General features: G+C 65.9%; 21 protein-coding genes and 1 pseudogene. 12 read left to right on the top strand and 10 right to left on the bottom strand.

Annotated elements, in window-relative coordinates:
• Positions 1-65 precede the first annotated feature (65 nt).
• Positions 66-470, top strand: a complete 405-nt coding sequence (locus BLP96_RS09735) for an NUDIX domain-containing protein (protein WP_218118599.1) — start codon at positions 66-68, stop codon at positions 468-470.
• A 32-nt stretch (positions 471-502) separates the two neighbouring features.
• Here the strand turns inward: BLP96_RS09735 and BLP96_RS09730 are convergent, their stop codons facing one another.
• The 3 genes from BLP96_RS09730 to BLP96_RS09720 form a co-directional block, all read right to left on the bottom strand.
• A complete protein-coding gene (locus BLP96_RS09730; RefSeq protein WP_089685593.1) occupies positions 503-1,105 on the bottom strand; it encodes a biliverdin-producing heme oxygenase in 603 nt (200 codons plus the stop codon).
• Positions 1,106-1,138: 33 nt separating this feature from the next.
• Positions 1,139-2,131 (bottom strand): FecR family protein, encoded by a 993-nt coding sequence (locus BLP96_RS09725; protein ID WP_089685590.1) that lies wholly within the window; start codon positions 2,129-2,131, stop codon positions 1,139-1,141.
• Between the two features lie 102 nt (positions 2,132-2,233).
• On the bottom strand, positions 2,234-2,740 hold the full coding sequence (locus BLP96_RS09720; protein ID WP_089685588.1) for an RNA polymerase sigma factor: 507 nt from the start codon (positions 2,738-2,740) through the stop codon (positions 2,234-2,236).
• Between the two features lie 246 nt (positions 2,741-2,986).
• On the opposite strand from BLP96_RS09720, the gene BLP96_RS09715 reads away from it, so the two are divergent.
• The 6 genes from BLP96_RS09715 (at position 2,987) to BLP96_RS09690 (ending at position 7,984) form a co-directional block, all read left to right on the top strand.
• On the top strand, positions 2,987-3,454 hold the full coding sequence (locus BLP96_RS09715) for a 2-hydroxychromene-2-carboxylate isomerase (protein ID WP_218118601.1): 468 nt from the start codon (positions 2,987-2,989) through the stop codon (positions 3,452-3,454).
• Positions 3,451-4,317, top strand: a complete 867-nt coding sequence (locus BLP96_RS09710; protein WP_245682216.1) for an AlkA N-terminal domain-containing protein — start codon at positions 3,451-3,453, stop codon at positions 4,315-4,317. The genes BLP96_RS09715 and BLP96_RS09710 overlap by 4 nt, the downstream gene beginning before the upstream one ends.
• 25 nt (positions 4,318-4,342) lie before the next feature.
• The gene (locus BLP96_RS09705; RefSeq protein ID WP_089685586.1) at positions 4,343-4,849 is read left to right on the top strand and encodes a methylated-DNA--[protein]-cysteine S-methyltransferase; all 507 of its coding nucleotides are present in this window, start codon (positions 4,343-4,345) and stop codon (positions 4,847-4,849) included.
• A gap of 90 nt (positions 4,850-4,939) precedes the next feature.
• A complete protein-coding gene (locus BLP96_RS09700; RefSeq protein ID WP_089685584.1) occupies positions 4,940-5,887 on the top strand; it encodes a D-2-hydroxyacid dehydrogenase family protein in 948 nt (315 codons plus the stop codon).
• Positions 5,888-5,932: 45 nt separating this feature from the next.
• The gene (locus tag BLP96_RS09695) at positions 5,933-6,592 is read left to right on the top strand and encodes a response regulator transcription factor (RefSeq protein ID WP_089685582.1); all 660 of its coding nucleotides are present in this window, start codon (positions 5,933-5,935) and stop codon (positions 6,590-6,592) included.
• A gap of 9 nt (positions 6,593-6,601) precedes the next feature.
• Entirely contained in the window at positions 6,602-7,984 is a 1,383-nt protein-coding gene (locus BLP96_RS09690) for a sensor histidine kinase (protein ID WP_089685580.1), read from the top strand.
• On the opposite strand, the gene BLP96_RS09685 is transcribed toward BLP96_RS09690, so the two are convergent.
• From BLP96_RS09685 to BLP96_RS09665, 5 genes are all read right to left on the bottom strand, one after another.
• The gene (locus tag BLP96_RS09685) at positions 7,953-8,981 is read right to left on the bottom strand and encodes an AbrB family transcriptional regulator (protein ID WP_089685578.1); all 1,029 of its coding nucleotides are present in this window, start codon (positions 8,979-8,981) and stop codon (positions 7,953-7,955) included. The genes BLP96_RS09690 and BLP96_RS09685 overlap by 32 nt on opposite strands.
• Positions 8,982-8,984: 3 nt before the next feature.
• Positions 8,985-10,493, bottom strand: coding sequence for a tripartite tricarboxylate transporter permease (locus tag BLP96_RS09680; RefSeq protein ID WP_089685576.1), 1,509 nt, complete (start codon positions 10,491-10,493; stop codon positions 8,985-8,987).
• Between the two features lie 13 nt (positions 10,494-10,506).
• Positions 10,507-10,962 carry a tripartite tricarboxylate transporter TctB family protein gene (locus BLP96_RS09675; RefSeq protein WP_089685574.1) on the bottom strand — a complete coding sequence of 152 codons (456 nt, stop codon included), beginning with the start codon at positions 10,960-10,962 and terminating at the stop codon, positions 10,507-10,509.
• Positions 10,963-11,026: 64 nt separating this feature from the next.
• Positions 11,027-12,025, bottom strand: a complete 999-nt coding sequence (locus tag BLP96_RS09670) for a Bug family tripartite tricarboxylate transporter substrate binding protein (protein WP_089685572.1) — start codon at positions 12,023-12,025, stop codon at positions 11,027-11,029.
• A gap of 133 nt (positions 12,026-12,158) precedes the next feature.
• The gene (locus tag BLP96_RS09665) at positions 12,159-12,812 is read right to left on the bottom strand and encodes a flavin reductase family protein (RefSeq protein ID WP_089685570.1); all 654 of its coding nucleotides are present in this window, start codon (positions 12,810-12,812) and stop codon (positions 12,159-12,161) included.
• A gap of 101 nt (positions 12,813-12,913) precedes the next feature.
• Here BLP96_RS09665 and recC point away from each other — a divergent pair, with 101 nt between their 5' ends.
• From recC to BLP96_RS19855, 5 genes are all read left to right on the top strand, one after another.
• Entirely contained in the window at positions 12,914-16,564 is a 3,651-nt protein-coding gene (gene recC / locus BLP96_RS09660) for an exodeoxyribonuclease V subunit gamma (protein ID WP_089685568.1), read from the top strand.
• The gene (gene recB, locus BLP96_RS09655; protein ID WP_089685565.1) at positions 16,561-20,505 is read left to right on the top strand and encodes an exodeoxyribonuclease V subunit beta; all 3,945 of its coding nucleotides are present in this window, start codon (positions 16,561-16,563) and stop codon (positions 20,503-20,505) included. Before recC ends, recB begins: the two co-directional genes overlap by 4 nt.
• Positions 20,502-22,835, top strand: a complete 2,334-nt coding sequence (gene recD / locus BLP96_RS09650) for an exodeoxyribonuclease V subunit alpha (RefSeq protein WP_089685563.1) — start codon at positions 20,502-20,504, stop codon at positions 22,833-22,835. Before recB ends, recD begins: the two co-directional genes overlap by 4 nt.
• 74 nt (positions 22,836-22,909) lie before the next feature.
• Positions 22,910-23,194 (top strand): BrnA antitoxin family protein, encoded by a 285-nt coding sequence (locus BLP96_RS09645; RefSeq protein WP_089685562.1) that lies wholly within the window; start codon positions 22,910-22,912, stop codon positions 23,192-23,194.
• 181 nt (positions 23,195-23,375) lie between these two features.
• Positions 23,376-23,786 (top strand): hypothetical protein, encoded by a 411-nt coding sequence (locus tag BLP96_RS19855; protein WP_176761504.1) that lies wholly within the window; start codon positions 23,376-23,378, stop codon positions 23,784-23,786.
• Positions 23,787-24,356: 570 nt separating this feature from the next.
• On the opposite strand, the gene BLP96_RS19850 is transcribed toward BLP96_RS19855, so the two are convergent.
• A complete protein-coding gene (locus BLP96_RS19850; protein WP_143005093.1) occupies positions 24,357-24,809 on the bottom strand; it encodes a hypothetical protein in 453 nt (150 codons plus the stop codon).
• Positions 24,810-25,325: 516 nt separating this feature from the next.
• A pseudogene (locus tag BLP96_RS19845) lies at positions 25,326-25,427 on the bottom strand (IS3 family transposase); the annotation flags it as partial.
• Positions 25,428-25,605 lie beyond the last annotated feature (178 nt).

The following is a 25,605-nucleotide window of genomic DNA, read 5'->3' as shown; positions in this document are numbered from 1 at the left end:
TGTCAGCGTTACGCTAGGGTGGCAGGCTAAGGCTCGGGGAGGCTCGAGCATCAACGGAGGGCAGTGTGTCGAGGACGATACGAGCGGCTTGTGCGGTCATTCAGCGCGACGATGGCGCCATTCTGATGGTGAAGCGTCTCCACCCACCCGAAGCGGGCTTATGGTCCGTTCCCGGAGGCAAGGTCGAGCCCGGGGAGAGTTTGCGTGCCGCCGCCGCCCGCGAAGCGTTCGAGGAGACGGGGTTGTACGTCAATGTTGGCCAGAGGCTCTGGACGGCACAGCTGGCTTTGGACGATGGCGTCGTTTATGAACTGCATGACTTTGCCGCCACCGCTGTCGGCGGCGTCCTACGCGCTGGCGACGATGCCGCTGAGGTATGCTGGGTGCCTGTCGGTCAGATTCGCCGCCTGCCTTTGGCCGCAGAACTGCTCGATCACTTATGCGCTGCGGGGCTGGCTCCCCGCCACTAGCCGCGCCGGCCCGCGGCAGGCCGATCGGCATATCAATGAGCTAGCGGGCGAGCCAGGGATTCGACATGGGCGAAGGCGTCGCGGGCTCCGGCGATGGCCCAGGCCTTTTCGGAATCGCTCAGCGGTATCGCATCCAGGTACCGGGTGAAGGTGCGCCAGTGCAGGCCTCGCCCCGTCTCGCGAGGTGCCAGATGGCGTGCGCCGAAGGATTCCGACATCCCCAGCTCGACGGCACTCTTGAACAGGAAGGCGGCCCCGAGATTGGAGCCCTCGTTGACGTACAGCCAGCCGAGAGCGGTCGGGGAGCTGACGGGTATCGCCGGCGGGCATTGGGCGTCCAGCGCGGCCAGGTCGATGTCCAGGTCCTCGCAGTCGCGGCGGGCGTCGGAATAGCGGCAGCGTTCCGGCAGGTCGGGAATCCACTCGACCAGGGCCGCATCGCGATAGAAGGCCATCATGTGGCGCTGGAAGAGATACTGGACCGTCAGCAACCTGACGTAGCCCTGGCGGCTCTCGAAGGGGCGCAGCGCCGTCATCGAGCGCTCGACGCTGTCGTGCTGCCACTGCGTGTCCTGCTTCAGCCGCTTGCTCAACGGTTGGATGGCGATGCTGCCTTGCGGGTCGAGAGTTTCCATCGTGGTACCTTCATCGGAAAGTGTCGTGTCGTTTCATTCGTCGGCAGACGCCGAAAGCCAGACGGTGCCCGGCAAGCGTCTCACGTCGATCCCCAGGCTGGCTTCCAGTGCATCGAGCAGCGCACCGGGGTCGTCGGCGGGGAAACTGCCGGAGAGGCGATGCGCGGCGCTACCCTCTCCCGTGACGAGCACCCGCCCGTACGCCATGCGTTCGAGCTGCTCGGCCACCTCGCCAAGCGGCGCGCGGTCGAAGATCAATTGGCCGCGTGTCCAGGCGAGCCGGACGCTTGCATCCACGTCTCGCGGCGCGCCCATGGCGCCGTGGTGGATCGCGAGCGCCTGATCGGCTTCCAGTGTCGTTCGTTGCGCCTCCGTCGACCGATCGCCGGTCGGCGATACCGCGACGCGCCCCTCCTCGACGGTGACGCGAACTTCGCCGGCATGCCGCTCCACGGCGAAGCGCGTGCCCAGCACCTGGGTCGTGGCCTCGCCGGCCACCACCGAGAAAGCGCGTTCGGGTTCGCTGACCACGTCCACCCACAGCCGACCGCGGCGTAGTGTCAGCTGTCGCCGCTCGGCCGTCATCTCGACGTCCACAGCGCTGTCGGCATCGAGAAACAGGCGCGAGCCGTCATCCAGAGTCACGGCCTGCGAACGGCCCGGCGGCGTGGCCAGATCGGCCAGCCAGCGGTCGACGATGCCGGGATCGCGCCACAGGCCGGCAGCCAGCGACACCATCAGCAGCAGGCAAGCGGCCGCCGCCCATGCCGGGGCTTTCGCAAGGCGCCGCGGCGTCTTGCGCTGACGCTCCCGTTCGGCCATCAGACCGGCCGGAACGCCCACGTCCTCCCACAGCGCCTGCGCCTCTGCAAAGGCGGCGGCACGCTCCTCGCTCCCCTGCAGCCACGCCTCGAAGCGTCGGCGGTCCGCTTCGGTGGCGCCGGGGTCCTTCATGGTCAGAAACCACGCCATGGCCTCGTCGGCCAGCGAGTCGTCGCATTCGCGCCCCTTGTCGTCGAAAACCACCGATGACTCGCTCCGCTGCACTGGTTCCACCCCGTTCTTCACAGTCTCGATTACCCGTTATCGTTGTCCTTTACGCTATAACGTGTCAGCCGCCGGATTCCCTCATTCGCGCGACTGCTGTCGCTGCCAGTCGCGGCAGACGCGCATCGCTTGCATCATGTCCTTTTCCACCGTGCTGACCGATACGTTCAACCGCCTGGCAATGGCGGCATAAGTTTCGCCTTCCACCCGGTTGAGCAGGAAGACGCGCCGCGCCCTGGCGGGCAGCGCTTCGAGCATGGCCATGAGCCTCTCCCAGCTTTCCAGGGTCTCGGCAACCGCTTCCGGACCGGGGTCGGCCTGGCCTTCGTCCGCCGCACGCTCGTCCTGTCGATGACGCAGCCTCACCTGCCTGGCCCGCAGATGATCCATGGCCAGATTGTGTGCCGTCAGATGCAGCAGGCCCGGGGAGCTCTCCCGCTCGGCATCGCGCCGCCACAGTTTGACGAAGGCATCCTGAGCCAGATCTTCCGCCACGGCTTCGTCGTTCACCAGGCGGTCGATGCGCTTGATCAAGCGCGACCGCTCGCTGAGGAACAACTGCAACAGGGCACGAGGTGAGGTAGGCATGACGAGAACGGGATCGCAATGGCATCCAAGGAAGTCAGAAAGACATCATTGAACAAATGATATGCATTATCAAATGGTTTGCCTCACTCTCCGCTGCCGAGATCCGGGCTACATCGCCAACGCCCGCTGGCCTCCGGGCAAAATTCCGGCCACGCTAGACCGTGACGAGCCCGCACCGGAGATCAGTCATGCCGACCACCGTCCGTTATTACTACACCCACGTTTCCCCGTGGAGCTACCTGGGCCATGCCCGCCTCGGCGAGATCGCCGCTGCCCAAGCGCTCCCCCGAACGCCAGGCCTATCGCCTGGTGGAGCTGCGGCGCTGGGCTCCGCGTCTCGGCGTACCCCTCAATGCGGAGCCCAGGCACTTTCCCACCGACGACCGCCCCGCGGCTCGCCTGGCGCTCACCGCCAAGGCCCACGGCCACGACATCGCCACGCTCTCGCTGGCCCTGATGCGCGCCTGCTGGGCCGAGGAGCGCGACATCGCCGATCCCGACACCCTGGTGGAGATCGCCACCGCCTGCGGGCTGGACGGGCAGCGCCTGCTCGAGGAAGCGGAAGGCGACGCCGGCCAGCAACGCCTCGACGCCGCCTGCCAGGCAGCCCTGGCGGACGGCTGCTTCGGCGCCCCCTGGTACGTGGTCGACGGCGAACCCTTCTGGGGGCAGGATCGCCTCGACATGGTGGAAGAGGCGCTGCGCACGCCTTGACCGACGAGAATGCACCGATCACCGCAGCGCAGGGCTTTCATCGCCACGCCGGGGAAGCCGGCGAGGCGCTGACTCTGTCGTATCGCCCACCCTACGCCTGGGCGGCCCTGCGCGACTTCCTCGCCGGCCGGGCCATCGACGGCCTGGAGTGGGTCGGCGAGGCGCACTATGGGCGTACCTTCCACTGGGGACGAATCCGCGGTCACTTCACCGCCGAGCATCGTCCCGCACATCACGCTTTCCGGATAAGGCTCGCCCTGGATGACCCGAGCGCCCAGGCCCCGGTGATACGCCGCATCCGCCGCCTGCTCGACCTGGACGCCGACACCGCGACCATCCAGGCCCACCTCGCCCGGGCCGTGCCCACGCTGGCGCTGACCGAGGGATTGCGGCTGCCCGGCACCGGGAGCCCCTTCGAAGCGGGCGTGCGCGCCATCCTCGGCCAGCAGATCTCGGTCACCGCGGCGCGACGCCTCGTCGAAACGCTGGTGACGAACCTGGGCGAGCCGCTGGACGACCGGCGGTGCTTTCCTGCGCCCGAGGCCATCGCCGCGAGCGACCTGGCCTTCCTCGGCATGCCCGGGTCGCGCCGCGCCACCCTGCGCCGCTTCGCGGCCTGGTATGCTGCAGGAGAGGCCGGCGACGAACCGCTCGCCTGGACGACGCTCAAGGGCATCGGGCCCTGGACGGCGCGCTACGCCGCCCTGCGCGGCACCGGCCACCCCGACATCTGGCTGGCCGGCGACGCCGCGGTGCATCGCGCTCTGCCGCAACTGGGCGACACCGACCCGGCCGCGGCCGCCCCCTGGCGCAGCTACCTAACCCTGCAACTCTGGTGTCACGACACGCTGTCACGAACCTAGTGTCACGAACCACGGAGCCACTACCATGACCACCGAGGCCTCGCCGCACGACGCTCTGGACTACTACCGCCCTCCGCATGCCGATGCCCTGGGCCTGATCCGAGTCCGCGCCGATGACGAAGGCATCACCGAGGTCGAGTTCGTCGCCACCGAGGACGAAGCCCCCCGCCCGAGCGCGCTCACGGCACGAGCCAGGCAGCAGCTCGAGGAGTACTTCTCCGGCGCCCGCCAGGCCTTCGACCTGCCGCTCGCCCCGCGGGGCACCGACTTCCAGCGCCGGGTGTGGGATGCGCTGGCCACCATCCCCTTCGGCGAGACCCGCAGCTACGCCGAGATCGCCGAGCAGCTGCGTTGCAAGGGCGGTCAGCGCGCCGTGGGCGCGGCCAACGGCAAGAACCCCATCGCCATCGTGGTGCCCTGCCACCGGGTGATCGGCAGCGACGGGCGGCTGACCGGCTATGCCGGCGGCATCGGCCGCAAGCAGTGGCTGCTGGCCCACGAAGCGGGCGAAATACCGCTGCTGCTGGAATGAGAAACGGGTACCAGCGGCCGATGACGGCTGGCCAGCCATGCCGAATGCGGCGAAGCTAGGGTCCGACATCCCCCGGCAAGGAGCTGCATGATGAAGATCGTGATCCCCGACGACTATCAGGACTGCGTCCGTACCCTGGACGCCTTCGGCAAGCTCGATGGCCACGCGGTGACCGTCTACCACGACACCCTCACCGATGTGGACGCCCTGGCCGAACGCTTTCAGGACGCCGAGGCCCTGGTACTGATCCGCGAACGCACGCCGATCACCGCCGAGCTGCTGGCGCGGCTGCCCAATCTCAAGGCGATCAGCCAGACCGGCGGCGGCGCCGCGCACGTCGACATGGCCGCTTGTCGCGAGCGAGGCATCACAGTGATGGCCGGCACCGGCTCGCCCCATGCCGCCGCGGAGCTGACCTGGGGCCTGGTGCTGGCCGCCATGCGCCACATCCCCGAAGAGGCCGCCAATCTCGAAGCCGGCCGCTGGCAACGCACCCTGGGCACCGGCCTGAAGGGCCGCACCCTGGGCATCTTCGGCTACGGCAGAATCGGCCGGCTGGTGGCTCGCTATGCCCAGGCCTTCGAGATGAACGTGCTGGCATGGGGTCGCGAGGGCACTCGGGAGCGCGCCGCCGCCGACGGCTGCGAGATCGCCGCGAGCCAGCACGAGCTGTTCGAGCGGGCCGACGTATTGAGCCTGCACCTGCGTCTCAACGACGCCACCCGCGGCATCGTCACCGCCGACCACCTGGCCCGCATGAAGCCCAGCGCGCTGCTGGTCAACACTGCCCGGGCCCCGCTGATCGAGGCCGGCGCCCTGGAACGCGCCCTGCGCGCCGGCCGTCCCGGCCAGGCCGCCGTGGACGTGTTCGACGAAGAGCCGGTGACCGCCCACCCGCTGCTCGAAATGCCCAACCTGCTGGCCACGCCCCACCTGGGCTATGTCGAAAAGGACAGCTACGAGCTCTACTTCGGCGACGCCTTCGACAACCTGCTGGCTTTTCTCGACGGCCGCCCAGTGAAGAACCTGGCCGGCTGAATCGCTCGGCCACGGCCCCAGCGCCGAAAGTGATAACATACCGCCATGAAAGTGCTCGTCGTCGAAGACAATCTCAACCTCGCCCGCTCGATCTCCTCCTTCCTGGAAGAGTCGGGCTTTCAGGTCGATGCCTGCAGCGACGGCGAGTCGGCGGAGCACCTGCTGCAGGCCTCCAACTTCGACCTGGTGCTGCTCGACCTCGGCCTGCCCAAGGTCGACGGCATCCACCTGCTGCGCCGCCTGCGCAGCCGGCAAGACCATACCCCGGTCCTGATCATCTCCGCCCGCGACGACCTCGATCAGCGCGTGCACGGCCTCGAGGTCGGCGCCGACGATTACCTGTGCAAGCCGTTCTCCCTGGTCGAAGTGGCGGCCCGCGCCAAGGCACTGGTGCGGCGCGCCAGGCAAGCCGGCAACGAGAGCCTGAAATGCGGCGCGCTGGAACTCCGGCCCGACAGCCACGAGCTGCTAGTGAATGGCGAGCCGGTCATCCTGCATCGCCGCGAGCGCGAAGTGCTGGAATACCTGATGATCAATCAGGGCCGTCTGGTCAGCAAGGAACAGATCATCGACCGCCTCTCCAGCCTCGACGACCCCATCACCCACAGTGCCGTCGAGACCTACGTCTCGCGCCTGCGCAAGAAGCTCGGCACCCATGCCGCACTGAAGACCGTGCGCGGCCTCGGCTACCTGCTCGATGGGTAGGGGCGCGCCATGATCTCCATTCGCACCCGCCTGCTGGTCTGGATCGGTCTGCCGTTCGTGCTGCTCGGCGTTGCCGCGCTCATCGTGGGCAACCTGCTGCTCTCCCGGCAGATCAACAGCACTTTCGATGCCATGCTGCTCAACGCCGCCGAGCGCGTCGAGAGGCGGGTCTACTCCGTCGATGGCGAGCTGCGCATCAACACCCACTACTTCAGCATCAGCACCCTGGGCAGCCGCGGCGAAGGCAAGATCTTCTACCGAATACGGGATGCCCAGGGCAAGATGCTGGCCGGCTTCCAAGGCCTGGAAGGCCCACCAACGCCAGTGGAGGAGCCGGTCTTCTACGATACCCGCTACGCCGGCAACGCCTTGCGCGCCGTGGCCATCACCTTTCCCGTTCAGCGCTCGACCCAGCGCAGCACCATCGAGGTGATCGTCGCGGAATCGACCGAAACGCGTCAGGATCTGATCAACGACTTCCTGCTGACGCTGTCGGGCCTGGTGGCGGCCGGAGGACTCATCGCGGTGAGCATCGCCCTGCTCGCCATCTATCAGGGCCTGGCTCCCCTCAAGGCGATCAGCCGCTCGCTGCGGCGGCGCTCACCCAACGACCTGGAGCCCATCGAGGCCGCGGTTCCCCGCGAAGTCTCGGCGCTGGTGGCCAGCATCAACGGCCTGATGGCCCGAATGCGCCAGAGCATCCACAACACCCAGCAGTTCAACGCCGACGTTTCCCACCAGCTCCGCACCCCCGTCTCCGAGATCCGAGCGCTCGCCGAACTCACCGGCCGGCAGTGCGAAGACGCCGCGGCACGCCGCAACCTGCAAGAAATCGAGCGCATCGCCGAAGGCGCCGGCTACACGGTGCAGCAGCTGCTCACCCTCGCCAAGACCCGTCACGAACTGGTGGACACCGCTTCACTGGCCCCGGTGGACCTCGGCGAGGTCTGCCGTGACGCCTGCACCGAGGCGATCGCGCGCATCTACCAACGCGGCCAGGAGCTCGAATTCCACGACAACGACAGCGGTAGCCGCGTCATGGCCGATGCCATCATGCTGCGCTGGCTGATCCAGAACCTGATCGAGAACGCCAGCCAGCACGCCGGCGGCGGTCAGCCCTATCGCGGCACCATCCACGTGGCGGCGCTCCATCGTGACGGCAAGCCCGCCCTGCGGGTCAGCGACGACGGGGTGGGCGTCTCGCCCGATGAGCTGCAGCACCTCACCGAGCGCTTCTACCGCGCCAGTCCCGAAACGCCGGGCAGCGGTCTGGGTCTGGCCATCGTCGACGAGGTCGCCAGAGCCCATGGCGCCACTCTGGAACTCGCCAGCCCGCCGGGCAAGGGGCTGGCGGTCACGGTCACCTTCCCGACGGCCCCGGCCGCTGGCTGATCCGCTGCCCCAGGGAGATGATCAGGGGCCCCATCAGGATCAGCAGAAGCAGCCTCAGCACGTGATGCGAGACCACATAGACGGGGTCGATGTCCAGAGCCACGGCGATGACCGCCATCTCGCCCACCCCGCCCGGCAGCAGAGCCAGCAAGGCTGCCGTGAACGTGAGATCCGTGAAGGTGCCGATCGACCAGGCGAACGCCACCGCCATCGTCACCGCATAGGCGCCGAACAGCACGCCGTAACGCCCCACGCTGACGATTCGCGACCAGGTCGTATTGGCAAAGCGCGACCCCACCGAGCTGCCCAGAACCAGGAAGGTCAGGATCAGCACGATATCGGGCATGACCACGCCATGGCCCAGGCTCGACATGGCCGCCCCGACCAGAATGGGCCCCAGGAACTCGGGAATCGGCAGACGCAGGAGCCTCCCCAGCCACCAGCAGGCGGGCGCCAGTACCAATAGCGAGAGATCCCGCCACGAGGCGCCATTGCCTTGCCCCACGACGATGTCGCCCGCCATGTGACTGGCGAGCAAGGCCGCCGAGGCCACCACCATCACCAAACGCATGGCGTGGGTGATGGCGATCCAGCGAATGTCCGTCCCCAGGCGCTCGGCCAGCACCACGGCTCCGTTCATGCTCCCCGGAAAGGAACAGAACACCGCGCTCAGGCGACTCATGCCGCTGCGCGAGAACAGCCAGGTGCCACCGATCAGCATCAGCACCATGTAGACCAGCATGGCCAGTACGCTCGGGTACCACTCCACCAGATGCCACAGTTCGGAGAGGTCGATGCGATTGCCGATGAACAGGCCGAGCATGGCGATGGAACTGCGGTGCAGCCGTTTGTCGACCCCCGTTTTCACGCCCCACAGTGAGGCGGCCAACACCATGAACAGCGGCCCCAGCATCCAGGCGAGGGGCAACGACGCCAAGGTGGCGATGCCGCCCCCCACCACACCGATGGCCAGCGTGACGACGGAACGCTGCCCCACCGGTCAGGCGCTCGCCCGCGGCTGACGGCGCGTGATCCGTTTGGCCAGGCGCTGACCGAATAGCGACAGCACCAGCAGCACCAGGATGACCAGCGTCATGGGGCGCTCCAGCACGTAGGCGATGTCGCCGCCGCTGATCTGATAGGAGTGCAGCAGCGACTTCTCCGCCATGGCCCCCAACAGCATTCCGATCACCATCGCCGGCACCGAATAGCCGTAGTGACGAAACAGCCAGCCCACCACCGAGAACACCAGCACCGTGGCCGGCCCCGTCATGTTGCCGGTCAACCCGAAGGAGCCCATCACCGCCAGCACCAGCACCGAGGGGATCAGGTAACGCATCGGTACCTTGACGATGTTGGCGAGCAGCGGGATGAACAGCAGCCCGATGACGACCAGCAGGAAGACCTGGGCGAAGTTGGCGAAGATGATGGCATAGACCACATCGGTCTGCTGGCGGATGAACTGCGGCCCCCCGGTGATGTTGTGCATGGCGAAGGCCGCCAGCATCACCGCCGTGGCCCCGCCGCCGGGAATGCCCAGGGCCAGCAGGGTCGCCATGGAGCCGGCCTCGGAGGTGCTGTTGGCCGACTCCGAGGCGACGACGCCCTTGGGGTTGCCCTTGCCGAAAGAGTCGGGATCCTCGTCGCGGCGCTGGGTCTCGACATAGGAGAGCAGGTTGGAAACCGACGACCCCACGCCCGGCACGGCACCCACGAAGACGCCGATCAGCCCCCCTCGGATCAGCACCCAGGGATAGCTGACGGCCATCTTGAAGCCCTGGAAGATCTCCGAGATCTTCACCTTTCGCGCCGCTTCGGATTCGACGATGAAGCCCTTGTTGGCCAACTTGAAGAGCTCCGAGGCGGCGAACATCCCCATCATCGCCGGGATCACCGGCACGCCGTCGAGCAGGTAGGCCTGCCCCATGGTGCCGCGCGCCATGCCCAGCTCGTTGAAGCCGATGGTACCCACCAGCAGCCCGACGAAGCCGGCCATCAACCCCTTCAAGACCTGTTCGCCCCGGAGGCTGGCGATCAGCGTCATGCCCCACAGGATGACCGCGAACATTTCCGCCGGCCCCAGCTTCAGGACCATGAACGACAGCGGCTGGATCATCACGAACAGGATCAGATACCCCATCAGGACGCCCAGCACCGACGACACCAGCGCCACGCCGAGCGCCTGGTTGTGTCGCCCCTGGCGGGCCATGGGATAGCCATCGAACGCCGTGGCGATCGCCGACGACGTACCGGGAATGTTCATCAGAATGGCGGGGATGCCGCTACCGAACGAGCCCCCGGTGAAGATGGCGGTCAAGAAGAGCATCGCCTGCACGAAATCCATGTAGAGGGTCATCGGCAGGAAGATGGCCATCGACATGGAAATCTGCAGCCCCGGCGTCGCGCCGAACACCAACCCGATGACGATGCCCGGCACGACCACCATCCAGGGCGAGAAACTCGAGAACAGCAGGGCCATCGCCTGCTCTACGGCGGCAAGATCGATCATGGTGTTCCCCTCCTCAGCCCTGAAGGATCAGCATGTGCATGGGATACGGCAGCATCTGGGCGAAGAAGAACGCCACGCCGAAGCCGAACGCCAGGCTGTAGCCCGCCAGAAGCGGCCACTTGCGCTCGCCCTTCAGCACCAGAAAGGCCGCGACGAACAGCACCGTGGCCACGTCGAAACCGACCGTTTCCAAGGAGATGACATAGGCGGCGAACAGGCCCACCACGGGCAGAGTCCGATGCAGGGGTTCGGCCTCTTCCTCCAGACGCTGGAGCAGGGTTCCCCGCTTCACGCGCAGCACCACCTCGAGGGCCACTATCGCCAGCACCACGAGGGAGAGCGGCAGAATGAGCAACAGATTCTGGACGGACGAGGAAACCCGGATGGCATCCATCAGATACCACAGGGTGAATACCGCCAGGGCCATGAGGATCGAGAGATCCCCATAGTCGCGTTTCTTGGCAGACATGGGACGACTCCAGGCGGCCCCGGTACACGACGGTACCGGGGCCGCACTTCGCTGAAGGGTTCGCTCAGAGCAGGTCGGCGTACTTCTTGAAGACTTCGAAGTTGGTCTTCATCAGCTCGTTGGAGCGTTCGGGACCGACCCACACGCCGCCGATGTCGTTGGAGGAGAGGTGCTCCTGGACGTCCTTGCGGGCCAAGGTGTTCTGAATCGCCTCGGCGAGGACCTCATAGCGCTCGGGATACTGGCGCTCGGTCTCGGCGGTGACGGCAAAGCCGCGCATGGAACCCTGCAGAACGGGCACTTCCAGGTCGAGCGGCTCCAGCGCTTCGTTCACCGTGGGCACGTCCCACTGGTCGATACGCTCGTCGTTGACGATGGCCAGCGGCGTGAGGAATTCGCGAATGCCCTCGCTGCCCTGAGCGCTGATGGAGGTGAAATCGACCTGGCCGCCCGCCACGGCGGAGCGTGCTTCGCCACCGCTGTTGTAGGTCACCAGATTGAGGTTGTCCTGCGGGATGCCGGCTTCCTCGAGCAGCAGGCGCACCATCATGTGACCGGCCGAGCCCTGCACCACCGAGGCGCGAACTTCACCGGGATTCTCGCGAATGGCCTCGAGCAGCGACGGCAGATCCTCGTAGCCGGTGTCCTCGTTGGCCGCGATGAGATCCAGGTCGAACCACTGCAGGTTGATGTAGGAGAAGTCGTCGATCTCGTACTCCGCCCCGCCATTCAGGATGGTGTTGGTCAGGTAGGGGGCGAAGGTGGAGGCGTAGACGGTATAGCCGTCGTCCGGCTGGGACAGGATGTAATTCGCGGAAATCTGGGTGCCAGCACCGGGACGATTGGTCACCCGGACCGGCACTTCCAGCTCCTCGGAGAGGTAGTTGGACATGGCGCGGGTCATCCGGTCGGCACTGCCACCGGTACCGAAGCCGACGATCAGGTCGATCGGGCGGTCGGGGTAGTCGGCCGCCGCCGGTGCACTCATGGCCAGCGAAGCCAGCATGGCCGTGACACCGACCGCCAGGGATTTTCCGCCGAGTTTTGCAAATTGTTCGATCATGGCGTGACTCACCTCATGTTATCGCTTTCGTTGTCAGGCCGATGTGCCTGTCAGCGAGAACCTTAGAGGCCCAACCTGTCACCAACCTTGCACACTGCCAATCTCAGACCAAGGTCTAATGGCCTAGCAGACATCATCGACCGCCGCGCCGCTGCCCGCTCATCGCACTGCCCGACTCGGGGCGCTCCACCTCGAAGCGGTCGGTGCAGCGCGCATAGTCGTTGCCGGCCATGCGCCCGATGGGCCGCAGCTCCTCGACGCTGACGTGGCGGCCGTCCCACAGGGCGTCGTCGACGTGGATCGACACCACCTCGGCGAGCACCAGATTGCCGGCCAGCGGCCGGTCGCCGAAGCGGACGATCTCGCGCAGCCGGCAACCGAAAGCCACCGGCGCGCTCGCCACCCGCGGCACCGAGATCCCGGCCATCGCCGCCTTCTCGAGCCCGACGTGAACGAACTCGTCCTCGCCGTGGTCCAGCCCTGCGCTGGTGGCGTTCATCTCCGCGACCAGCCCCTCGCCGCCGATGTGCACCACGCACTCCCCCACCTCCTCGAGGTTGCGGATGGTGTCCTTGGGGTTGGCGTCGCCGTCGAGCAGCGGCGAGAACCCCAGCACCGGCGGATTGACGCTCACCACGTTGAAGAACGAAAACGGCGCCAGGTTGGCGTTGCCCCGGGCGTCCAGGGTGGAAACCCAGGCGATGGGGCGCGGGCACACGCTGCCCGAGAGCAGTCGGTAGATCTTGCCCGGGCTGAGCCCGTCTTCTTCCAGCAGGTAATCGCTCATGGCATGCGTCTCCGTTCATGGGGCGAAGGTTGGATGGTAGCCCATCTCGCCCTGCCCTGTGGCACCATGCCAACTAGACGCAGCCTGCGAAGGAATCGCCCATGCTCCCGGCCTCCCACGCCGCCCCCCTCGAACCCGGCTTCATGGTCATTCACGGCAACCGCCTGGAGGCCCTGCGCAGCCTGGCGGTGGAGTGGATGACCCGCCACCCGCTGGGGCCGCTGGAGAACGAGACGATCCTGGTACAGAGCAACGGCATCGGCCAGTGGCTGAAGCTGGCCCTGGCCGAGGACGCCGCCGACGATGGCGCGGGCATCGCCGCCGCGCTGGACGCCACCCTGCCGGCGCGCTTTCTGTGGCAGGCCTACCGCGCGGTGGTGGAGCAGGTAGAAGGCAGCGCCGAGGCGGTGCCCGCCACGTCGCCCTTCGACAAGACGCGCCTGGTGTGGCGGCTGCTGCGCCTGCTCCCGGGCCTGATGGATGAGCCCGCCTTCGCACCCCTGGCACGCTTCCTGGCGGACGACGCCGACCTTCGCCGCCACCACCAGCTCGCCGAGCGTTTGGCCGACCTTTTCGACCAGTACCAGGTCTACCGCGCCGACTGGCTGGACGCCTGGGCGGCGGGCGAGGACGTGGTGATCTCCGCCCGCGGCGAGGCCCGGCCGCTGGACGCGGCCCAGCGCTGGCAGCCGGCCCTATGGCGAGCCATCTGCGACGACGTGGCTGCCACCCACGGGCCGACCGGCATCGACGCCAGCCGCGCCCGGGTGCATCGGCGCTTTCTCGCCGCCGCCGAATCGCTCACGGCGGAGAATCGGCCCCGCGGACTGCCGCGTCGGGTGGTGGTGTTCGGCATCTCCTCGCTGCCCCAGCAGGCGCTCGAAGCGCTGGCCGCCATCGCCCGGGTCAGCCAGGTGTTGCTGTGCGTGCACAATCCCTGCGAGCACTACTGGGCCGACATCATCGAGCACAAGGAACTGCTGCGCGCCCAGCGCCGCCGTCAGCGACGCCGTGCCGGCATGCCTGAGCGCCTCGACGTGCTGGGCGACGGCGACGGAGAAGAGGCGTTGCACCTGCACGCCCAGCCGCTGCTGGCCGCCTGGGGCAAGCAGGGCCGCGACTACCTGCGCCTGCTGGACGAGCACGACGACGCCGGCGCCTACCAGGGGCTGTTCGAGCGCGAGGCGCTGCGCATCGACCTCTTCGAACCCTGCGTGCCCGACGATGGCCCGGGCCTGCTGCTGCAGCAACTGCAGGACGACATCCGCGCGCTGCGCCCGCTAGCCGAGACCCGCGACACCTGGCCGGCGGTGGACCCGAGCCGCGACGACTCCATCGTCTTTCACGTCGCCCACGGGCCACAGCGCGAAGTGGAGATCCTCCACGACCAGCTGCTCGACGCCTTCAGCAAGGATTCGACGCTCCGGCCCCGGGACGTGATCGTCATGGTGCCGGACATCGACCACTACGCCCCGCACATCCAGGCGGTGTTCGGGCAATACCCCAGCGACGATGCGCGCCACATTCCCTTCACTCTCTCCGACCAGGCCGACCGCCACCGCGCGGCGCTGCTGGTGGCCCTGGAAACGCTGCTGCGCCTGCCGGAGTTGCGCTTCGCGGTGAGCGACCTGCTCGACCTGCTGGAGGTGCCGGCGCTGCGCTCCCGCTTCGGGCTGGCCGAGGCGGACCTGCCCACGCTGGCCCGCTGGATCGAGGGGGCCGGCATTCGCTGGGGGCTCGACGCCCGCCAGCGCGGCAGCCTCGACCTGCCCGAGGGCATGGAGCAGAACACCTGGGCCTTCGGCCTGCGCCGGCTGCTGCTCGGCTATGCGGTGGGCAACAGCGGCGGCGCCTGGCAGGGCATCGAGCCCTTCGACGACATCGGCGGCCTGGAGGCGAGCCTGGCCGGCCCCCTGGCGCAGTTGCTGGAGACCCTCGAAACCCAGTGGCAGCGGCTGCGCGAACCGCATGACGTGGACGACTGGGTGGCGATACTGCGCGAACTGCTGGAGGCCTGCTTCCAGGCCGACGACGCTGCCGACAGCCTGCTGCTCTCGCGTCTCGAGCAGGGCCTGCAGACGTTCCAGGAGAGCGCCCACGAGGCCGGCCTGACCCGCGAACTGCCGCTCTCCGTGGTCCGCGAGCACTGGCTTGCGCAGATCGACGAGCACAGCCTTTCGCAACGCTTTCTGGCCGGTGCGGTCAACTTCGCCACCCTGATGCCGATGCGTGCCATCCCCTTCCAGCGGGTCTGCCTGCTGGGCATGAACGACGGCGACTACCCGCGCAGCCAGCCGCCGTTGGACATCGACCTGATGCACGGCGACTACCGCCCCGGCGACCGCTCGCGCCGCGAGGACGACCGCTACCTGTTCCTCGAGGCGCTGCTTTCGGCGCGCCGCCAGCTCTACGTCAGTTGGGTGGGGCGCAGCATCGTCGACAACGCCGAGAAGCCGCCCTCGGTGCTGGTCGGCCAACTGCGCGACCACCTCGCCGCCGGCTGGCAGGTCGAGAGGAAAGCGGAAAGCGGCGGCCTGCTCGCCGCGCTGACCACCGAGCACCCGCTGCAGCCGTTCAGCCGCACTTACTTCCCCACCGAGGCGCAGCAGGCCGAGCGCGACGTCTCGACCCGGCGGCTGTTCACCTATGCCCATGAGTGGCGGGATGTGCATCCAGCGGGTACGGAAGAGGGAATCGAAGCCCTTCAAAGCGTCACGGGCCCCCTCGCCGCTTTCGAGCAGGAAAATCCGCTCACCCTGGCCCAGTTGGGCAGTTTCCTGCGCGACCCCGCGAAAGCCTTCTTCAATACCCGCCTGAAGGTCTTCCTCGAACGCGAGGACATCACCAGCCTCGACCACGAACCCTTCACCCTCGACGGCCTGACCCACTGGCAACTGCAGGATGCCCTGATTCAGGCCCAGCGCCGCGCCATCGATGCGGGCGAGCCTCGCGAGCCGGCGCTGCACGACACCCTGGCCCGCCTGGAAGGCCAGGGAGTGCTCGCCATGGGCGCCTTCGCCAGCCGCATGCGCGAAAGCCTCGCCGAGCCCATGGAAGCGCTGTTCGAGGCCTACCGAGAAGCGCTCGATGCCTGGCCCCATGCGGTAGAGGAGCCCGAGGCGGTGCGTCTCGACCTGCCCACCCGCACCGCCCCGCCGCTGGAAGACTGGCTGGACCAGTTGCGCAGGGACGACGCCGGCCACCGCTGCCGCCTGCTGCTCTCCAGCAGCAGCCTGATCGGCCAGAGCCGCGGCCGGGGCCAGTACCGCTGGGCCCAGTTGGTGCGCCCCTGGGTCGCCCACCTGGCCGGCAACCTCGCCGCGCCGCTGACCACCGAGCTGCTCTCCAAGGCCGGCCACGTCACCCTGCCGCCGCTGGAAGCGGAGACGGCACGAGAGCGACTCGGCCACGTGATCGCCGCCTGGCAGGCCGGCATGCGCCAGCCGCTGCCACTGGCCTGCGACACGGCCTTCGCCTGGCTCGGCAAGGTCGACGAACGCGACGGCTCGGTCGCCAACAATGGTCCCGACAGCGACGCCTGGCAGGCCGCCCGCAAGGCCTACGAAGGCGACGGTTTTTCCAGCGGCGAGGGCGAACGCAACGCCTATCTCGCCCGCCAGTGGCCCGACTTCGCCGCCCTGATGGCCACCGCGACGGACGATGGCGACGACTTCGCCGCGCTCGCCGAACGGCTGCTGACGCCGCTCTATCTGGCAGTCAAAGGGAAAGGCAACCGGGGAGGTGGCCAATGAGCAGCCTGCAACGCAGTGATTCGTCCGCGCAGCCCGTCGAGCTGGATGCATTGACGTTTCCACTCCACGGCAGCCGCCTGATCGAAGCCAGCGCCGGCACCGGCAAGACCTTCACCATCGCCCTGCTCTACGTGCGCCTGGCGCTCGGCGCCCACTCGACCGAGGATGAGACGGCCTTCTCACGCCCCCTGACGCCGCCGGAAATCCTGGTGGTGACCTTCACCAACGCCGCCACCCAGGAGCTGCGCGAGCGCATCCGCACGCGCCTGGTGGAGGCAGCGGAGGCCTTTCTGCAGGAGCCTGACGGGGCGCCGGGGACAGCCCCGCCGGATGACTTGGACCCACTGCTTGTCGCCCTTCGCGACCAATACGACCCAGCCAGCTGGCCCGCCTGCGCGCGGCGCTTGCAACTGGCCGCCGAGTGGATGGACGAAGCCGCCGTCTCCACCATCCACAGCTGGTGCTACCGCATGCTGCGCGAGCACGCCTTCGACAGCGGCAGCCTGTTCTCGCTGGAGCTGGAGACCGACCAGAGCGAACTCGAACAGGAAGTGGTGCGCGACTACTGGCGCAGCTTCTACTACCCGCTGGATGCCGAGGCGCTGGCCGAGATCACCCAGTACTGGGATGCCCCCACCGAGGGCCGGTGCCCGCTCTACGCCGCCGTGCGCCCGCTGCTGCCCCATAGCGAAGCGCTTCATAGAAACAGAGACGCTGCCCTCGATCACGACGCCCCGCCCCCCGCCGAGACCCTGGCCGCCGCCCGGGCCGAGCGCGACGCGCGCCTGGCCGAGCTCAAGGCGCCCTGGGCCGCCTGGCTCGACGAACTCGAACCGGCCCTGGAAGACGCCGCCCGGCGCAAGGCCTTCAAAGGGCAGAGCTTCAACGCCAAGAGCCGCGCCAACTGGCTGGGCGCACTGCGCGAGTGGGCCGAGGGCGAGGCGATCCGTCCGGCGCTGACCCCAACCGCCTGGAAGCGCCTCACCCCCGAGGGCATGGCAGAGATCTGGAAGGAAGGCACGCCGCCCCTGCCGGAGGCCTGGCAGGCCCTGGCCGCCCTGCCCGAAGCGCTGGCCAGCCTGCCCGAACCTCGCGCCGACCTGCTGATCCACGCCGTGCAATGGTGCCGGGCGCGCCTGGAGCGCGAGCAGGAGCGCCGCGCCGAGATGGGCCCCAACGACCTGCTCACCCATCTCGACCGGGCCCTGAACGGCCCCAGCGCCGAGGCCCTGGCCCAGCGCATTCGCCAGCAGTTCCCGGTGGCGCTGGTCGACGAATTCCAGGACACCGACCCGGTGCAGTACCGCATCTTCGACCGGGTCTACCGCCTGGCCGAGAATTCGCCGGAAACCGGCGTCTTCCTGATCGGCGACCCCAAGCAGGCGATCTACGCCTTCCGCGGCGCCGACATCCACACCTACCTGCAAGCGCGCCGCGACACCGCCGGCCGCCATGTCACCCTGGGCACCAACTACCGCTCCAGCGCCGCCATGGTCGCCGCGGTGAATCGCTGCTTCGCATTCGCCGAAGCCCACCCGCCCGGCGCCTTCCTGTTCAAGGAAAGCGACGGCAGCAACCCAGTGCCTTTCACAGCGGTGAAAGCCAAAGGCAGACAGGATGCCCTGACCGTCGACGGCCAGCCCCAGCCGGCCATGACCCTCTGGCAACTGGACGCCGACGAGGCCCTCGGCAAGGGCGCCTACATGGGCGAGATGGCCGAGCGCTGCGCCTCGCGGATGGTCGCCCTGCTCGAGGGGGGCCGGCGCTTTGATGCGGGCTTCGATGACGGCGAACGCTTCCGGGCGCTGGCTCCCTCGGACATGGCGGTGCTGGTCAACGGCATCAACGAGGCCCGCGAGATCCGCCGCGCCCTGGCCCGGCGCGGGGTGAAGAGCGTCTACCTCTCCGACAAGGACAAGGTGTTCGCCTCGCCCATGGCCGGCGAGCTCGAGGCCTGGCTGCGCGCCTGCGCCGACCCCGAAGACGACCGGCTGCTGCGCGCGGCCCTGGCCACCCCCAGCCTGGGGCTGGATCTCGCCGACCTGGACCGCCTGCAGCAGGACGAGCTGGCCTGGGAAGCGCGGGTGCTGCAGTTCCGCGACTACCACCGGCTGTGGCAGCGCCAGGGCGTGCTCCCGCTGGTGCGCCGGCTGATGAGCGACTTCGAGGTGCCCGGCCGGCTGCTGGCCACCGGGCCGGCGAGCGAAGGAGAGAGGCATCTCACCGACCTCCTGCATCTCGGCGAACTACTCCAGCACGCCAGCCAGGAACTGGACGGCGAACACGCGCTGATCCGCTTCCTGGCCGAGGCCATCGCCGACCCCGACGACCAGGGCGAGGCCCACAAGCTGCGCCTGGAGAGCGACGCCGACCTGGTGCAGGTGATCACCATCCACAAGTCCAAGGGGCTGGAGTACCCGCTGGTGTTCCTGCCGTTCATCGGCAACCACCGCCCCACCAAACCCGACGACTCGCCGCTGCGCTGGCACGACGCCGAAGGGCAACTGCGCCTGAGCCTGACCGCCGACGAGGCGACGCTCGCCATCGCCGAGCGCGAGCGCCTGGGCGAAGACCTGCGCAAGCTCTACGTGGCGCTGACCCGCGCCCGCCACGCCACCTGGCTGGGCATCGCCCCGCTCAAGGGGCTGGAAGCCAGCGCCTTGGGCCAGCTGCTCAGCAACGGCGAGTCGCTGACGCCGGAGAATCTCGGTGACAAGCTGACCGCTCTCAAAGGCAACGAGCCCGCCATCGCCATTCAGCCGGCACCGCCGGCCACCGCCGAGCGCTTTACCCCGGCGCAGGGCGACGGCGAGCTGGGCGAGGCACGGCTGCCCAAACGCCCGGCCCGCGAGCAGTGGTGGATCGCCAGCTACTCGGCACTGCGTATCGGCGGCACCCTGCTCGAACCGCAGGCCGCCCCAGCGAGCACTGACTTACCCGAGAGCCCCGGTGAGAGCGAGACGCTCCCCGAACCCACCACCCCGCTGGAAGCCACCGCCTTCGAGGTGATGGACGAGCCTCGAGATAGGACAGATCCAGATATGGAACGCCATCGAGCGATGGCCAGACAAGGCGATATCTCGCGAGAAAGCGGAGTTTACAAGCCAGTAAATGAGCATTTCGAGCGAGATATCAACGCAGTATGGCCGAGCGCAGATCGTTCCATGCATCGGTTTCCGCGGGGCCCCGGGCCCGGCACCTTCCTCCACGGCCTGCTGGAATGGGCCGGCCAGCACGGCTTCGCCCGCGCCGCAGAGGACGCCGCCCAGCGCGAGGACATGCTCGCCCGCCGCACCCAGCTGCGCGGCTGGACCGGCTGGCTGGAAACGCTCGACGGTTGGCTGGGTGGGCTGCTTTCCACCCCGCTGCCGCTGCCCGACGCCGGCCCGCTGCGGCTCAGCGAACTCACCGACTACCAGGTGGAGATGGAATTCTGGTTCGCCGCGCACCGCGTTTCGACTCAGGCGCTGGACGCCCCCGTAAGCGCTCACACACTCGCCGGCGCCCCGCGCCCGGCGCTGGATGCCGACACCCTCAACGGCATGCTCAAGGGCTTCATCGATCTGGTCTTCGAACACCGGGGGCGCTACTACGTGCTCGACTGGAAATCCAACCACCTGGGGCCGGACGACGATGCCTACACGCCCGCAGCCATGCGGGGGGCCATGGCCAAGAAGCGCTACGACCTGCAGGCCGCGCTCTACCTGCTGGCCCTGCACCGCTTGCTCGCCGCGCGCCTGCCGAACTACGACTACGACCGCCACATCGGTGGCTCGCTGACCGTCTTCCTGCGCGGCATCGGCCCCGCCACGGCCAGCGACGGCCGCGGCGTGCACGCCGAACGCCCACCGCGCGCACTGATCGAAACGCTGGATGCGCTCTTCCAGGGCCACGGGCCGACAGCGACCGCTCACTCCACGGACGCGGAGGCGCCGGCATGAAAGAGATGAACGACCTGTTCGACGACCTGCCCGAGCCGCCCGAGGCCCACCCTGCCCTGGAGGACACCGCAGCATTGCTCGCCCTGCTCGAGCGCTGGGTGGAACGCGGCTGGCTGCGCGCCCTGGACCGCGCCCTGGCGCTGTTCCTGCAACGCGAGGTGCCCGATGCCCCCGCGCCGCTGCTGCTCGCCGCAGCGCTGGCCAGCCACCAGCTCGGCCGCGGCCATGTGTGTCTCGACCTGGCGGCGACCCTTGCCGCGCCCGATCTCGCCCTCTCGCTGCCGCCGGAGGGCGACGATCTCAGCGACCCGCCGCCGCGGCCCAGCGAGGTGCTCGGCGGCCTGACCCTGGAACGCTGGCAGCAAGCACTCGCTCACCCCGAACTGGTCGCCGATGCCGCCCGGGGCGCCCCCGGCCACACCCCGCTGGTGCGCGGCGCCGCCACGCCCGGCCATCCTCACCAAGACCCCCGCCTCTACCTGCGCCGCTACTGGCAGTACGAGCAGGAGATTCGCAGCCGCATCGCCGCCCGGCTCGGCCGCCCCGAAGCCGCACCGGATGCCGAAACCCTGGCCACCGCCCTGGACGCCCTCTTCGCCTCCAACGTGGAGATCGACTGGCAGAAGGCCGCCTGCGCCCTGGCCGCCCGCTCACCCTTCGCGGTGATCACCGGCGGCCCTGGCACCGGCAAGACCACCACCGTGGTCAAGCTGCTCGCCCTGCTCCAGGCCATGGCCCTGGGAAGCGATCACGCCCGCTCGCTGCGCATTCGCCTGGCCGCTCCCACCGGCAAGGCCGCCGCGCGCCTCAACGACTCCATCGCTGGCCAAGTGGCAAGCCTCGACCTGAGCGGTCTTGCGCCCTTGCTCGCGCGCGTAGCGAGCGAAGACGAGACAAGGCGGAGCCCGACGAAAACGCGGAGTTTACAAGACGTAAATGAGCAGTTTGAGGAGGGCTCCAACGCCGTATCGTCGAGCGCAGTAGCGCTGCTCCGAAACAGCATCCCCACGGAAGTCACGACGCTACATAGGCTGCTAGGCTCGCGCCCGGACACTCGCCACTTCCGCCACCACGCCGACAACCCCCTGGCGCTGGACGTGCTGGTGATCGACGAAGCCTCGATGGTGGACATCGAAATGATGGCCGCCGTGCTCAGCGCCCTGCCCAGCCGTGCACGACTGGTGCTGCTCGGCGACAAGGACCAGCTCGCCTCCGTAGAGGCCGGCGCCGTGCTCGGCGACCTGTGCCAGCACGCCGAAAGCGGCCACTACACCCCGGCCACCTGCGACTGGCTGGAACGCGTGACCGGCACACCGGTTCCCGAGCGGTACGAGGAAGCAGGCGGCCAGCCGCTGGACCAGGCCATCGCCATGCTGCGGGTAAGCCACCGCTTCGATGCGCAAAGCGGCATCGGCCGGCTTGCCGAAGCGGTCAACCGCCCGCTCGGCCTCCAGAATCAGCAAGAGTCACAGAACGAGAAAGCGGCGAAGAAGCGCGCGGTGCGCGAGATATTCCAACAGGGTTACGCCGACATCGCCCGCCTCGCGCTGGCGGACGCCGACGACCCGGCGCTGGATCGCCTGGTGGTGAACGGCAACCCGGCCGGCTTCGCCAATAGCGGCGAAGGCCGAATCGACCGCCGCGGCGAGCCAATCGCGCCGCCGGTGGGCTACTGCCACTACCTGGAAATGCTGCGCAGCAAACGTCCCGACTCGAACACCTTCGGCGACGGCGAAGCGCGCCAACCCTTCGATGACTGGGCCCGCGACGTGCTCGAAGCCCACGGCCGCTTCCAACTGCTCTGCGCACTGAGAAAAGGCCCCTGGGGCATCGAAGGCTTGAACCCACGCATCGGCCGCGCCCTGCGCCGCGCCGGCTGGCTCCAGGCCAGCGACCTAGAGTTGGAACAAGGGTGGTTCGAAGGCCGCCCGGTGCTGGTCACCCGCAACGACTACGGCCTGGGGCTGATGAACGGCGACATCGGCATCGCCCTCGCCGTACCCGACGCCCGCCAGCCAGGCAAAAAGTTACTGCGCGTCGCCTTCCCCGCCTCCGATGGCAGCGGCAAGATCAAGTGGGTGCTGCCCAGCCGCCTGCAGGCGGTGGAGACCGTGTTCGCCATGACGGTGCACAAGTCCCAGGGCTCGGAATTCACCCACACCGCCCTGCTGCTTCCCGACGCCCCTAACCCCATCCTCACCCGCGAGCTGGTCTACACCGGCATCACCCGCGCCCGCCACTGGCTCACCGTGGTGGAAACCGGCCGCGGGATGCTGGATGAGGCGGTGACGAGGGAAGTGATGCGGGTGAGTGGGTTGGGGAGGTTGTAGAGTCAGTCGACACAACGGCATGATGTTTCGAGTGAACTCCGCTCGCACCATGCACCGCAAAGAGAGGGCGGTTTATGAGCAAGCAAAAAAAGATTCCTGAGTTCAAGACCGAAGAAGAAGAGCGTGAGTTCTGGGAAACCCACGACTCCTACGACTACGTGGATTGGAGCCAGGCAGAGCCCGCCTCTTTCCCGAAACTGAAACTATCCACGAAAACCATCTCGCTTCGCCTGCCTGAAACGTTACTAGACCGGATCAAGATAGAGGCCAACAAGCGAGACATGCCCTATCAATCCCTGATCAAGGCCTGGCTGGCGGCAGATGTCAACGACAGCCGGCGAACCGGGGCGAAGCCATGATCAGTAAGATGATGTAGCTAAGTAGGGGGACACCTTATTTCGTTACTCAGGCGACTTTTAGCATCGGTACTGACAGAGTGGGCTGGGAGGCTTGAGAAAATCATGATAAGCGCCAATGCTCCACATAAAAACTTTTCTGTATTGAATAAAATAACTTTATAAGTCTATCCAGGAGAGAATGATGTTAATAAAGCCTATAGAAAAACTCCGCACGGAAGAAGATGTTGGACAGCGAATAAAGGCGTTGTTAGCAATTCAGTTTCTTTTGTATATAGCTTGCATGGTAGCGGCTTTTTCTGCGACGTTATCTTTGGTTTTTTTGGGATGGAAACCGGAAAGCGAGAACTGTCTAACCTGGCTCCAAAAAACAGGGGGAGTTGTGACGGCAGGTGCAATACTAGCGGAATTTCCGGCTATCAAGGCTAAGAAATTGTGTGCAGATGAGGGCTTCGGGAGTAATGTGATAAGGGAGATTCGACAGCGAATAATGTGGTTATTGGTAATCGCTGAACTTGGTGTTATAGTGGTGGCAATTATTGGTATCGTGATTAGCACGTTTGGTGGTTATTTTTCTACTGGCTTGTGTCCTTGAACAAGGGTTTGATAGGTTTTTTATGATACGTTCGATACGAGGACTTTTTTTGCCTAAAGGTTACCCTAAGTATTTTCCAAAGGAGTTTAGCATTCTTTTTTTTCTTTCTAAAAACCAATCTAGAAAAGTTTATAATGACTACAGATTGATAACTAATTTTGGTAGAGAGAGCACGTTCTCTGAGTTTGTATTTTCTCATAGGAAAGACCTTAAGTCTGTAGCTGATTTTTTATCTTTTCGGTACGGAGTACAGGGGAGCAAAGCGGGTAACTTATCTCGGTTTTTTGCAATATTGCTAATTATAGAGAGTCTCAAGTGCGGTGGGAGGAGCTGGGTATTCATAAATGTGTCTGGAAAGTGGGGGTATGTGGGGGCAAAGATGGGATAGGTTATAAAGAACATAAGGGATATGAAGGCATGATTTTCAACCCGGAAGTCGGTATTTTGACTAGTGATGGTTATAAACTTCCAGGCTTGGAGGTTGGATGTAGTTGTTTTTCTTCAGCTTTAGTGGAAGGTTTTGATTGAAAATTGGATATATTGAACAGCCCTCCCGAAACGATTGTTTTTTTATGGGTTAATGTTGTCGAGGGCGTCATTTACCGCTTCGTAACCTCGCAAATCATAGGAAAATGTATTTCCCCCTCCAAACTCGATTGTAAGTGAATTGCTGCCTGACACTTCGTTTCTTATGTAAACTTTTCCAGCGGGTGAGGCTGCACGGTAAACCTCAGTGCCATTGAGGCATGATAAAGACATTTCAACATGCATCCCGTTGACTCTAGGAGCCCCAATGGAGGGCAAAAAAGAATTTTGTTCAGGAGCACAAAAAAAATGTTCTAGGCCAACAAAAAAAATACTTTTAGAACCATGTGTGTCATGAGAGGCGAAGATGTGGACACCTCCTCCGGAGGTTGGTCTATTGACAAATATTCCTGGCTCTACCTCAGTCCAGTTTTGATTGTCTGAATGGGCTGAATAAGGAATCATCATTAGTGTTACTAAAGCTGCAATTTTAATCACTTTAAAACCCCTGGCTGTGGCAATAATTTTCCTGAAAACAGTTTTTTAGCATGCTTTTATTTGAATTTAAATATATGTATATTGCATATATATTCCTGGGATTCATCTGGAGGCCTAACGCGGCTAGCCGGCCCGGATAGGACTCTAGTTTTTTGAAAAGTCTGCACGTAGGCAACGGGTCGATTTCTGTACGCTCTGCACACTGCCCTCCCTGCCGCCCGATCCGACAGTTTTATCGTAAAGAAATCGCGTAAAGATTTCTATGGATAGCTTTCTTTTCGGCTGGTGACGGCCAGCAGGCTCACCAGCCATCACTCGTACTCGGCAGGAGTGCGGGTGAAGGGTGATACGAGGCTCGGAGGAAGCCGGTGCCATGGTGCCATCCCTTGCGTACGGGTTGTGTCGTTATGGTGTTACGAGATTCAGCCTAGCACTAAAGAATGTTTTGTCCCATCCGCTGGATCAACGGACCAATGTAAGTCACTATGATCTTACCCAGCAATCGTGGACACCGATCTAAGCGATCACTCGGGCCTCGAAGGCCTCTGGGCTGATCATCCCAATCGCACTGTGCCGGCGCTGCCGGTTGTAGTCCATCTCGATGTACTCGAACACTTGCCGGAGTCTGTCAACATAGTTGGCATATGAAATAGTTCTGGCTCTTTAAAACCCTGCTGCCTGCGGCACTGGGTCCCGCTCGGGATTCAGGTGCACGATCTCAGGCAGGCTGAGCTTCCGGATGTCACCCGACCAGCGCTCCGGGTGACGCTGCTTCGCCGCCTCGAAGACCTCCCGG

Source organism: Billgrantia gudaonensis (assembly GCF_900100195.1).
Lineage (GTDB): Bacteria > Pseudomonadota > Gammaproteobacteria > Pseudomonadales > Halomonadaceae > Halomonas > Halomonas gudaonensis.
Note: the sequence above shows the minus strand (reverse complement) of the source record. Positions and strands in the feature narration are given on the sequence as shown.